The organism is Thermosulfuriphilus ammonigenes, from assembly GCF_011207455.1.
GTDB lineage: Bacteria > Desulfobacterota > Thermodesulfobacteria > Thermodesulfobacteriales > ST65 > Thermosulfuriphilus > Thermosulfuriphilus ammonigenes.
The window spans coordinates 1,418,703-1,429,812 of the sequence record NZ_CP048877.1 but is presented as its reverse complement, the minus strand read 5'-3'; the positions used below and the strand labels follow the sequence as shown (position 1 = coordinate 1,429,812).

10 protein-coding genes are annotated in these 11,110 nt (G+C 54.8%); 8 read left to right on the top strand and 2 right to left on the bottom strand.

The genetic code is table 11. The features are described 5' to 3' along the window. Window positions 1-64 precede the first annotated feature (64 nt). From bioA to G4V39_RS06905, 6 genes are read left to right on the top strand one after another with little or no spacing between them, the layout of a single operon-like run. A complete protein-coding gene (bioA, locus tag G4V39_RS06930) occupies window positions 65-1,462 on the top strand; it encodes an adenosylmethionine--8-amino-7-oxononanoate transaminase (RefSeq protein ID WP_166032230.1) in 1,398 nt (465 codons plus the stop codon). Further along, on the top strand, window positions 1,443-2,585 hold the full coding sequence (locus G4V39_RS06925; protein ID WP_166032229.1) for an aminotransferase class I/II-fold pyridoxal phosphate-dependent enzyme: 1,143 nt from the start codon (window positions 1,443-1,445) through the stop codon (window positions 2,583-2,585). The genes bioA and G4V39_RS06925 overlap by 20 nt, the downstream gene beginning before the upstream one ends. Further along, a complete protein-coding gene (locus G4V39_RS06920; RefSeq protein ID WP_166032228.1) occupies window positions 2,585-3,253 on the top strand; it encodes a pimeloyl-ACP methyl esterase BioG family protein in 669 nt (222 codons plus the stop codon). The genes G4V39_RS06925 and G4V39_RS06920 overlap by 1 nt, the downstream gene beginning before the upstream one ends. Beyond that, the gene (locus tag G4V39_RS06915; protein WP_166032227.1) at window positions 3,243-3,992 is read left to right on the top strand and encodes a methyltransferase domain-containing protein; all 750 of its coding nucleotides are present in this window, start codon (window positions 3,243-3,245) and stop codon (window positions 3,990-3,992) included. Before G4V39_RS06920 ends, G4V39_RS06915 begins: the two co-directional genes overlap by 11 nt. Continuing rightward, window positions 3,989-4,663 carry a dethiobiotin synthase gene (bioD, locus tag G4V39_RS06910; protein ID WP_166032226.1) on the top strand — a complete coding sequence of 225 codons (675 nt, stop codon included), beginning with the start codon at window positions 3,989-3,991 and terminating at the stop codon, window positions 4,661-4,663. The genes G4V39_RS06915 and bioD overlap by 4 nt, the downstream gene beginning before the upstream one ends. Then, entirely contained in the window at window positions 4,653-5,378 is a 726-nt protein-coding gene (locus G4V39_RS06905; RefSeq protein ID WP_166032225.1) for an HAD-IA family hydrolase, read from the top strand. The genes bioD and G4V39_RS06905 overlap by 11 nt, the downstream gene beginning before the upstream one ends. Here the strand turns inward: G4V39_RS06905 and G4V39_RS06900 are convergent. Both G4V39_RS06900 and G4V39_RS06895 read right to left on the bottom strand, forming a co-directional pair. Then, entirely contained in the window at window positions 5,277-7,874 is a 2,598-nt protein-coding gene (locus tag G4V39_RS06900) for a hybrid sensor histidine kinase/response regulator (protein ID WP_166032224.1), read from the bottom strand. The two genes, G4V39_RS06905 and G4V39_RS06900, sit on opposite strands and share 102 nt — an antisense overlap. After that, window positions 7,871-8,986: an ABC transporter substrate-binding protein gene (locus tag G4V39_RS06895; protein ID WP_166032223.1), complete on the bottom strand. Its 1,116-nt coding sequence runs from the start codon at window positions 8,984-8,986 to the stop codon at window positions 7,871-7,873. The genes G4V39_RS06900 and G4V39_RS06895 overlap by 4 nt, the downstream gene beginning before the upstream one ends. Window positions 8,987-9,155: 169 nt before the next feature. On the opposite strand from G4V39_RS06895, the gene aroF reads away from it, so the two are divergent. Both aroF and argF read left to right on the top strand, forming a co-directional pair. Beyond that, window positions 9,156-10,166: a 3-deoxy-7-phosphoheptulonate synthase gene (aroF, locus tag G4V39_RS06890; protein WP_166032222.1), complete on the top strand. Its 1,011-nt coding sequence runs from the start codon at window positions 9,156-9,158 to the stop codon at window positions 10,164-10,166. Window positions 10,167-10,177: 11 nt separating this feature from the next. Beyond that, complete coding sequence (gene argF / locus G4V39_RS06885; RefSeq protein ID WP_166032221.1) at window positions 10,178-11,101, top strand: ornithine carbamoyltransferase; 924 nt, start codon at window positions 10,178-10,180, stop codon at window positions 11,099-11,101. Window positions 11,102-11,110 lie beyond the last annotated feature (9 nt).

Below are 11,110 nucleotides of genomic sequence, written 5' to 3'. Positions count from 1 at the left end.
TGATTATAATGCCTCTTCACCGAGGAGCCCCAAATGGGGCGCCAAGAAAATAAGGGGGGCCTACGTGAGCCGGTACACAAAAGAAAAAATTCTTGACCTTGACCGCCGTCATCTCTGGCACCCGTTTACCCAGATGAAGGACTATGAAGATCGCGACCCCCCGGTAATCGTGGCCGCCAAGGGCCTCCAGCTTCAGACCATCGAGGGCCAGCTCCTCTATGACACCATATCCTCCTGGTGGGTAAATCTCCATGGTCACAACCACCCCGAGCTCAATGAGGCCTTGATAGAGCAACTCCATCGCCTGGATCATGTCAACTTTTCTGGATTCACCCACCGAGAGGCGGTAGAGGTGGTCGATCGCCTGCGAGGCTTCCTCCCTCAGGAGCTTTGCCGCTTCTTTTACTCTGACAACGGCTCTACCGCTGTGGAGGTGGCCCTCAAGATGGCCTTCCAGTTCTGGCAAAACCAAGGTTTTAAAGAGAAGACCCGCTTCATCTTCTTAGAGAACGCCTATCATGGGGACACCATGGGAGCGGTAAGCGTTGGCGGCATAGATCTCTTTCATCGGCTATACCGTCCTTTGACCTTTTTCTCTTATAAAACCAGGGCCCCCTATTGTCTTCGCTGTCCGGATAAGCCAGCGGAGGGCTTCACCTTAGACGCTCCCCTCCCTGATTGCAGCCTCACCTGCCTAGAGGCCCTTGAGGGGATCCTCAAGGAAAAAGCTGTCGAAATTTGCGCCATTATTGTCGAACCTCGCCTCCTGGCCGCCGGTGGAATGATCGTCTACCCCAAAGAATACCTTAAGGGGCTTTGGGAGCTGGCCCGAAAATATGATGTATTGGTGATCTTCGATGAGGTGGCCACCGGCTTTGGCCGCACCGGAACCATGTTCGCCATGGAACAGGTCGGGGTGGTCCCGGATATAGTCTGTCTGGCCAAGGGGCTCACTGGAGGCTACCTTCCTTTATCCCTTACGGTGGCCACAGAAGAAATCTTCCAGGCCTTCTACGATGACTATCTGGCCGGCAAGACATTCTTCCACGGGCACTCCTATACAGCCAACCCTTTGGCCTGTGCCGTGGCTATTGCCAATCTCAAACTTTTTGCTAAAGAACGTCCTTTGGAGAAGGGTGAACCGGTACGCCTCCACTTCCAGCGTCAATTAAGGAGGCTCTTTGGGGAGGAGCCCTATGTGGGCGACATCCGATATCTCGGATACGTGGGAGCTATCGAACTGGTAGCTGACAGGGCCACCCAAAAGGCCTTTCCTGTGGAGGCCAGAGTGGGGTTTAAGATCTACATGGAATCCCTTAAAGAGGGGTTGGTCCTTCGCCCTCTGGGGGATGTTATTTACTGGTTTTTACCCTTATGCGTAACCGTCTCAGAGATAGACGAAATCCTGGAGAAAAGCCGGGGGGTCATAAGGAGGGTCATCCATGGCCTGGGAGGCATATGAGGCCGAACTTGCGGAAATCGACCTGCGAGGAGAGAAAAGACGACTTCTTTCAGTAGAGGCCCGAAGGGGACCTTACGTTAAGGTCAAGGGCAGGTGGTATCTGAATCTCTCCAGCAATGACTATCTAGGGCTGGCCAGTCAGGTTCCCTGGGGGCAGTTGGCCGAGGCGGCCCATCAATTGGGGCTGGGAGCCGGGGCCTCTCGTCTTCTCTCCGGCAATCATGATCTTTACGAGGCCCTTGAGTCAGAGCTGGCCCGGCTCTATGGCCGGGCGGCTTTGGTCTTTGGCAGTGGTTATATGGCCAATTTAGGGATCATCTCTGCCCTGGTAGGCAGAAGAGATGTCATCTTTGCTGATCGTCTCATCCACGCCAGCCTCATTGACGGCCTCAGGCTCTCCGGAGCCACCTTTTATCGTTACCCCCATGGAGACATGGCGGCCTTAGAGCGCCTTTTGCAGGAAAAACGTCCTCGCTTCCGAAGGGCCCTTATTGTCACCGAATCCATCTTCAGCATGGATGGAGACCTGGCCGACCTGGCCACCCTGGTTCGTCTAAAAGAGGCCTACCGGGCCATTTTGCTGGTAGATGAGGCCCACGCCATTGGTGTCCGCGGGGAGAGAGGACTGGGGCTGGCTGAAGAGCTGAATCTTATAGATAATATCGATGTTTTGGTGGGCACTTTTGGTAAGGCCCTCGGGGCTTACGGGGCCTTCGCTATTGTTGAAGAAGGGCTTAAAGAATATTTGATCAACCGAGCCCGGTCACTGGTTTTCACCACGGCCCTGCCAGCTCCAGTGGTGGCCGCAGCCTTATGGGCCGTAAGACAGCTGCCGCGCCTCTCCCGGCAGAGACGACACCTTCAAGAACTGGCCACCGGTCTCCGTCAGGCCCTTTCCCGAGGCCCCTTCCCCGTTTTGGGAGAAAGCCAGATAGTCCCGGTGGTTGTGGGAGAGAACCAGAAGACGGTAGAACTCTCCAATCGGCTACGGCAGGCCGGGTTCTTTGTTCTTCCCATTCGTCCCCCCACTGTTCCCCGCGGATCGGCCAGAATGCGCCTTTCCCTCTCCTCCGAGATGACCTGGAAAGATCTCGCCAATCTGGTAGAACTGGTAGTGGATTGATGAACCTGGTCTTTTTGATCCGTGAGGGCCGACCAGAGTTGGTCCTCTTCTTTACGGGCTGGGCCATGGATGAACGGCCCTTCCTCCCCTTAATCAAGGGCCCCTATGACTTGGCCTTAGTTTATGACTATCGCCAGATTCGCCTTCCCGACCTTCCCCCTTACCCACGGATACACGTCTTAGCCTGGTCTGCCGGAGTTTCTGTGGCCCTCTCCCTGATCGATCGCCTTTCGGCCGACACCTGGACTTTCATAAACGGCACCGGGGCCTTCTGTCACCCCGACTGGGGCATACACCCCCGGATCATGACTCGAACCATTTCCGCCCTTAAAGCCAGCCCTCAGAAAACCCTTGAGGCTTTTTATAAAAACATGTTTCAGGGAGAAGAGGGGCTTAAACGCTTCTGGCAAAATCGCCCCCGGCGAAATCCAACCGAGATTCTGGAAGAACTCAAGGCCCTCACGGCCCTTGAGGCCAGGAGAGTGGTTCCTAAAGGGAAGGTAAATATCCTGGTAGGAACAAGAGACAGAATAGTTCCTCCCCGGAGCCAGAAAGCCTTCTGGGTAAGGTTTGGTTTTAATTATCAGGAAAAAAACTGGGGGCATTTCCCCTTCTATCGTTTCCAGCATTTGGGAAATCTTCTGGGGAAAGGGACAAATGAAGCCTGACAGGCTTAAGAGACGCCTCCGCCTCCGCTTCTCCAAGGCCTTTCCCCTTTATGAGGCCCAAGCCCTCATTCAAAAAGAAATGGCCACAGAGCTTGTGCGCGCCCTTGAAGCCCTGAAAAGAAAATTTGACCGGGTCCTTGAGATTGGGGCCGGAACAGGCCTCTTCTCAAGGGAGGCCTTAAGACGTCTTCCTATCAGGAGCTACCTGGCCAGCGATATTGTACCTGAGGCCGGAGGCTATCTCCGGGGCCTTCCGCTTTTCTTTGTTGCTGCCGACGGAGAAGATCTCTCCTGGGTCAGGGGAAAATTTGACCTCATTGTCTCCAACGCCACCTTCCAGTGGTTTCTCGCCCCCCAGAAGGCCTTTGTCCAGATGGCCGGCAGGCTTACCCCCGGAGGAATCTTGGCCTTTACCACCTTTGGCCCGGAGACCATGGCCGAGGTCTTTACCACCGCCAGACGCCCCGGGCCCATCCTTTCCCACGAAGAGATAAAAGCCTTAAAAGAAGACTATTTTATTCCTCTCAAGGAGCGCACCTGGCAAAAGAAACTCTATTTCAGCAGCCCCAGGGAGGTTTTAAACCATATCCGAGCTACCGGGGCCATGGGACACTTTAGGCCCCTCTGGTCTCTTAAAGATCTAAGAAAGTGGGAGATGGCTTACCAAAGGTTAGCTGGCCCCCGGGGGCTACCTCTTACCTATCAACCAATGCTCTTTGTGTGGGAGAGAAGAAGATGATCCTCTTTGTGGTCGGCACTGACACCGGGATCGGCAAGACCGTGGCCACAGGAATCCTGGCTCGAGCCCTCATGGGGGGAGGCAAACGAGTGATCACCCAAAAACCAGTCCAGACCGGGACCACCTCTCCCGAAGACATAGAATGCCACCGCCGGGTAATGGAGCTTCCTCCCGACCCACCAGAGCTCCTTAAACTCACCTGTCCCTATATCTTCCCCTATCCCGCGGCCCCGGAGACTGCGGCCCGGGTGGCCGGAAAAGACATCTCCCTTGAGACCATCATTAAGGCGGCCCAAACCCTGGCCCGGAAGCACGACTTTCTCCTTATTGAGGGAGCCGGCGGTCTGCTGGTCCCCCTTACCGCTACCACGACCACAGCCGATCTTATTCTGGCCCTTAAAGCCAAGGCGGTGGTTGTCTCACCAGCCCGGCTGGGAACCATCAACCACACCCTGCTGACTTTAGAGGCCCTGAAGACTAGAGGAATCCCCGTCAAAGGCCTGGTCTATAATCTCTTTTTGGCCAAAGATCCCTTTCTGGCCCAAGAGAGCCTTAGGGCCATCACCCAACGGGCCGATATAGCCCGGACCTTTACCCTACCGCCCCTGGAGGGGTTGTCTGCCGACAAGAAGCTCCTTGAAGCCGCCAGGAGGTTTCTCCTTGAAGATTAAGGCCCTCCTCTTTGACGCTGAAGGAACCCTCTTTCACATTCACCCTACTGTAGGGGCTGTCTATGCTAAGTCCTTGAGAGGGCTGGGCATTAAAGTTGATCCGGAGATCCTTGAAGATCGCTTTCGTCAGGCCTGGCGGAAGGGGCGTCTTAAGCTACGTGCCAACCCCAGCCCCCAAAGATGCCAAAGGATCTGGAGGCAGATATTTAGCCAGACGGTAGCGGGGCTCATCCCCCCTGATCTGCTTGAGCCGGCCTTTAGACTTGCCTACCAGGCCTTTGGTCGCCGGGAGGCCTTCCGTCTGGCCGCCGGGGCCAGAAGGGCCCTTTCGTGGCTCAAAGAAGAAAAAATCCTCTTGGCCATTGTCTCTAACTGGGATGGACGCCTAAGAGAACTTTTGGTTGATTTTGGACTCCACGATTACTTCGAGGCCATTGTTCTGGCCTGTGAAGCAAAGGTGGCCAAGCCAGACCCCCGGATCCTAAAGGTGGCCTTAAATAGGCTTGGAGTCACCCCCCAACAGGCCGTCCTCATCGGGAATGATCCCGAGGAAGATCTCCCAGCGGCCAAATCCTTAGGAATGCCGGCCGTCCTCTACCGCCAGCAGATGGATTTATTTACCCTCTGCCGTCGCCTGTTGTCCGTCAAGGATCTCTCTCACCCGGGAGAGGAGATCTTTAGTGCTGAAGGGCTTAGCCAGAAAAGAAAGATGTGACAATCCCAGGGCCTCCAGATTAAAAGAATCTTTGGGGTAGCCAGAGATAAAAAGGGCTGCCATCCGGGGCCGATGTTCCCAAAGCTTCTTGACCAGCTCTGGTCCCTTCATTCCGGGCATGACAATATCCGAAACGACAAGATGTATAGGGCCTTGATATTCCTCGGCCACCTTAAGGGCCGTAGGCCCATCCTCGGCCGAAAGGACATGATAGCCCTGGCTGGACAACAGTTCGACAATTAGGTTGCGCACCCAGTCTTCATCTTCTACCACCAGTATTGTTTCCTGCCCCCCAGCGGGAGACTCTTCCCGGCCGCCCTCCTCCGAAGCCACCATAGCTTCATCAGCGCGAGGAAGATAGATGTAAAAAGTGGTTCCTTCACCAGGCCGGCTAAAGACGTGAATATGCCCCCGATTCTGGCGGACGATTCCATAAACCGTGGCCAACCCCAGCCCGGTACCCTCCTTTTTGGTGGTAAAGAAGGGCTCAAAAATCTTGTCTTGAATCTCCTCCGGAATCCCGCAACCGGTATCGGCCACCGTCAGGCGGACATAGGCCCCAGGGGGCATCTGGTAACGTTCCGCCCAGGAAGAATCAACTTCGATATTTTCGGTCTTAATGAGGAGTTCTCCTCCCTCCTCCATGGCCTCACGGGCGTTGACAGCCAGGTTAAGGATGATCTGCTCCAGATGAGAGGGGTCAACCTTGATAGGCCAGACTCTCTCCACCAGGTTGAGTCGAAGCCTGATGTCTTCTCCCAAAGTCCGCTGAAGGAGATTCTTCAGGTTCTCAATGAGTTCGTTTAAGTCTATCACCTTGGGGGAGAATATCTGACGTCGGGAGAAGGCCAGCAGGTCTCGGGTGAGCCGATTGGCCCTTTCTACGGCCTCTTTTATAACTATCAGCCTCTGATAGGCCGTGTCACCCTCATCGGTAGTGTATAGTAGAAGCTCCACATTGCCCATGACGGCCATAAGGATGTTATTGAAATCATGACAGATGCCAGCCGTTAACCGGCCGATAGCCTCCATCTTTTGGGCCTGAATGAGCTGGGCCTGAAGGGCCTCCTTCTCCTCCTCGGCCCGCCTCATCTCGGTAATATCCCTGACGAGTTCGATTATCTGCCGCACCTTTCCCGAGGCATCTCTGACCGGAGAGAGAATCACCTCATAGTAAAAAGGCTCCTGATCTCGGAGGACGGAGACTACAGTCCTGGCCGAGGCCACCTTACCAGCGGCCACTTCCTCCAAAGAACATTCGGGACACGGGGTCTCCCGCCTTCGGAAGCCCGTGTAACAGGGGAGATCTATGAGTTCTTCTTCATCCCGTCCAACCATGGCGCAGAGGGTCGGGTTAACCAGACGCACACGGCCGTCGGGTTCAAGGACGGCCAAACCAATGCTCAGATTGCTGATAATGGTTTCCAGGAAGCCTTTGACCTCCTCGGCCCCCTCCTTGGAGGCCAAAAGCTCCTCGTTGGCCCGCTTAAGGTCAGCCACCAGGTCGTTGATGGCCCGAACAATAGTTTGAAGTTCCCAGGTCTCGCCGGCTATATGGTTCGGGATAAGGGCATTGGCCGACTTTTTCTCCAGCTGGGCGATGGCCTCCACTAGCTTGGTCACCGGCCGGGAAAAGCGTCTGGCAAGAAGATGATGGATGGAAAAGAGGATCAAGACCAGGATCCCTCCCATGGCCACGCCGGCTAAAAAGGTATCCCGAAAAACAGCCTTCCAGACTGCGGTTACGGGGATAACATAATAGGCCTGCCATCCACCGACATAGGGAATCTTTCGCCGATAGGCAAAATAGCTCCGGTTGTGGAAGGTTACCTGGAAGAGCTCCGAATCATCGATATCCTCCTGGGATACCATATCAAACCCCAGGTTGTGCCTGGTGCGGACAAACTCTTCCTCCGGATGATAGACCACCGAGCCCGTCTGAGAAAGAACGAAAAGGAGTCCTTCATGACCAAGAATGGCCCGATCAAAAGAACGAGCCACCCGAGCGATGAAGCTCAAATCCATCTCCAGGACCAGGCTTTGGCCTCCATCAAGACGCCAGACCCAAATAACTACCGGACGCTGGCTAAAAAAGGACTGACGGACCTCTGTTCCCCTAGTCTCCTCAAGGACATAGCTCACCCGAGAAAGATCAAGGCCTAAGTACTCCTCGTAACCTTTACGAATGGCCACTATCTGGCCCTGAGGATCAAGAAGATAGAAGAGATCTTTAGGTGGCAGGAAATCCAGACGCTTGAGAAGCTCATCTGGATGATTACGGCCATGGGCAATGAGTTGTTCGATGGTCTGGGCCTTTTCAGAAATGGATTCTCCTAAGGTCTCACAGAAAAGCCCTACCCGAGAGATAATTAAGGTGGCATAAAACTCCTCCCGCTCCCTTTTCTGGGCCAAGAAAACCAGAACAAATGAGAGCATGAACCAGAAAATTCCGATGACAATGATGGCGTTGCGGAGGGAGACGGTCAGAGGCTTCATGGTTCAATTATCCCGAGATCAACAAAACGATTGTTCTGAATTTTTATCAAATAAAGAGGGCGGACAACGTCTCCATAAGGGTCAAAATGGATCTGCCCTAAAACAGTAGGGAAGGTGCCTTTAAGTAGGGCTTCCTTGAGACAGTCGGGCTGGGCCTGGGGGCAGGCCTTAAGGGCCTGGGAGAGGACTTCTACCATTTCGTATCCGGTAGCTGTCCAGGCTGTCAGGGAGTGATGAAAATATCTTTTGACCTTTTCCTTAAGGGCCTTGTAGGCTCTGGTCTTTCGCTGACAGGGGACATAGGAGATCAGCTCCAGGCCCTCTGTGGCTGGACCGCCAAATTCTTTAAGCTCCGGGCTTTGGGCCCAGATAGTGGCCAAAAAGTTGCCCTTAAAGCCCGCCTGCCGGAGTCGCTGGACAAAAAAGGCGGTGGTATAGGTATCGGTTAAAAGAAAGACCACCTCGGGCCTTAGGGAAAGAATGCGCTCCACCAGGCTCTTATAACGGGAGCGATCTTTCGCCGGATGATACCGCACAAAGTCTATCGTCCCCGGGAAGATGGTGGCCAGGTAGCGATAGAGATCCAAAGAGTAGGCAAAATTGCCCACATCGAGCAAGGTAACCACCCGGTGATACCCCCTGTCTTTAAGGTAGCGGGCAATTACCCGGGCATAGAGCCTGGTGTCCACACAGGTGCGAAAAAGAAAATCGTCCCTGCCGGAAAGCTCCGAGGTGGTGGCATAGGCGGTAATCTCCAAAATCTTCCGCGAAGAAAGGTATGAGTGACCAACAAGGGTTGTCGAGGAGGTAGAATGCCCCAATATGGCCACTACCCCCTGAGAAACTAGCCTTTGATCGGCGGTCAGGGCTCCCTGATGGGTGCCGGCATCGTCCTGGATGATCAACTTAAGCCGGCGTCCATTTATACCCCCGGCTTCATTGATTTCCCGGACAGCCAGCATCACCCCGTTGCGAATATACTCGCCCACCACGCCTCCAGAACCACTCAAATCAATGGCCAGACCAATCTTTATGGGCTGAGGCTGGAGGCTTTGACATCCCCAAAGGGAAAAAAGCCCCACGATCCCCAACCAGACCCACCTCTTGAACATCATTTTACTTGACAAGACAGAACCCCGTCAGAGACGACAACTTTAACACATAAGGCTGACAGCTTTTACTAAAATCTTCGCTCCCAAAGGGATTTTCCCTTTGACGATCCTTATATTTGGAATATTTTTCGGGTATTTTGGAGAGTTCTAAAGGGGAGGCAGACAAAAGATGCTGGTAGTGATGGCCAAAGGGGCCACAGAAGAAGATATCCGGCGGGTAGAGGAGGTTATCAGGGGCCACGGCTGGGAGGCCAAAGTCATTCCAGGAGGGGAGCGGACAGCCATCGGTGTCCTTCGCAACAAAGGTCCCATTGACCCGGGGATCTTCCTCCAGTTGCCGGGGGTAAAAGAGGCCATCCCCGTCTCCAAGCCCTACAAGCTAGTCTCCCGAGAGATGAAGCCTGTCCCAACCCAGATAAAGCTTCCCGGGGGGCTGAACATCGGCGATGGGCAGCTGATCCTTATGGCCGGACCATGCGCCGTAGAGAGCCTCAACCAGGCCATGACCATTGCCCGGGCCGTTAAGGCCGCCGGAGCTCGTGTCTTCCGGGCCGGGGCCTTTAAACCGCGCACCTCACCCTACTCCTTTCAGGGGCTGGGCGAAGAAGGGCTTAAGATCCTGGCCAAAGTCCGGGAGGAAACAGGTCTTTTAATTGTTACCGAGGCCACAGATCATGAGGTTCTGGATCTGGTCGAGGAGTACGCGGATATTATCCAGATCGGGGCCAGAAACATGCAGAACTATCGTCTCCTCCGCCGGGCCGGCCAGGCCCAAAAGCCCATCCTTCTCAAACGGGGTATGTGCGCCAGTGTGGAAGAACTCCTTATGGCGGCCGAATACATAATGGCCGAGGGCAATTCCCAGATAATCCTCTGTGAACGAGGCATTCGAACCTTTGCCAACCACTCCCGTAACACCCTAGACCTGGGCCTCATTCCTTATCTGCGTCGGGAGACCCATCTACCCATAGTGGTTGATCCCAGCCATGCCGCCGGTCGCCGCGACCTGGTTATCCCTCTAGCCAAGGCCGCTGCCGCCGTAGGCGTAGATGGACTTCTGGTAGAGGTTCACCACCAGCCAGAAAAGGCCCTCTCAGACGGTCCTCAATCCCTCTACCCCCGGCAGTTTGAAGAATTGGTAAACGAACTTAAAGCCATGAATCTCTTCTTGGAAGAATAAGGAGAACGATCATGCCCAGACATTTTCTGAGGGTCTTGGATCTCAGCACCGAAGAGATACTAGATCTTCTTAAGCAGGCCTTGCAGCTCAAAGAGAGAAGTCGCCGGGGAATTCCCCATAGACCGCTGGTGGGCAAAATATTAGGTCTCATCTTTGAGAAGCCCTCTACCAGGACCAGGGTTTCTTTTGAGGCCGCCATGTATCGTTTAGGTGGTGAGACGACCTTCTTGTCCACCCGGGATCTTCAGCTCCAGCGCGGTGAACCCCTGAAGGATACCGCCCGGGTGCTTTCAGGTTATCTCCATGCCTTGGTTATCCGCACCTTTGGTCAGGAGGTGGTCGAGGAGCTGGCCCGATGGGCCAAGATCCCGGTAATCAACGGCCTTACCGACCAGCACCATCCCTGTCAGGTCCTCTCGGATCTTTTAACGGTTATGGAAAAAAAGGGCGACATTTCCTGCATCCGGGTGGCCTGGGTAGGAGATGGCAACAACGTCGCCCACTCGTGGATAGAGGCCGCGGCCCGCCTGGGGTTCGAACTTGTCCTGGCCTGTCCGGAAGGTTTCGATCCCGATCCCCAGATACTGGCCGAGGCCCAGGCCCTAGCCGGTGACCGTATTCGCCTTCTCCGAAGGCCAGAGGAGGCCGTGGCCGGAGCCGATGTAGTCAACACCGATGTCTGGGCCAGTATGGGCCAGGAAAAGGAGGCGGATGTCCGGAGGAAGGTCTTCTCCCCTTATCAGGTAAACGCCTCTCTGATGGCCCAAGCCAAAAAAGAGGCCATTTTTCTCCACTGTCTTCCCGCCCACCGGGGGGAGGAAGTCACCGAAGAGGTTCTTGAAGGCCCCCAGTCGGTGGTCTGGGAGCAGGCGGAAAACAAAATGTGGCTCCACATGGCCCTGCTGGAGTGGCTTCTTAATCCAGAAAATAGCTAAAGGAGTTGC

What these genes read in the sequence shown, in the direction of transcription:
- G4V39_RS06915 (WP_166032227.1), top strand. Translation starts at nt 3,243, where the DNA reads ATGAAGCCTGACAGGCTTAAGAGACGCCTCCGCCTCCGCTTCTCCAAG.
- G4V39_RS06895 (WP_166032223.1), bottom strand. Translation starts at nt 8,986, where the DNA reads ATGTTCAAGAGGTGGGTCTGGTTGGGGATCGTGGGGCTTTTTTCCCTT.
- aroF (WP_166032222.1), top strand. Translation starts at nt 9,156, where the DNA reads ATGCTGGTAGTGATGGCCAAAGGGGCCACAGAAGAAGATATCCGGCGG.
- G4V39_RS06900 (WP_166032224.1), bottom strand. Translation starts at nt 7,874, where the DNA reads ATGAAGCCTCTGACCGTCTCCCTCCGCAACGCCATCATTGTCATCGGA.
- argF (WP_166032221.1), top strand. Translation starts at nt 10,178, where the DNA reads ATGCCCAGACATTTTCTGAGGGTCTTGGATCTCAGCACCGAAGAGATA.
- bioD (WP_166032226.1), top strand. Translation starts at nt 3,989, where the DNA reads ATGATCCTCTTTGTGGTCGGCACTGACACCGGGATCGGCAAGACCGTG.
- G4V39_RS06920 (WP_166032228.1), top strand. Translation starts at nt 2,585, where the DNA reads ATGAACCTGGTCTTTTTGATCCGTGAGGGCCGACCAGAGTTGGTCCTC.
- G4V39_RS06925 (WP_166032229.1), top strand. Translation starts at nt 1,443, where the DNA reads ATGGCCTGGGAGGCATATGAGGCCGAACTTGCGGAAATCGACCTGCGA.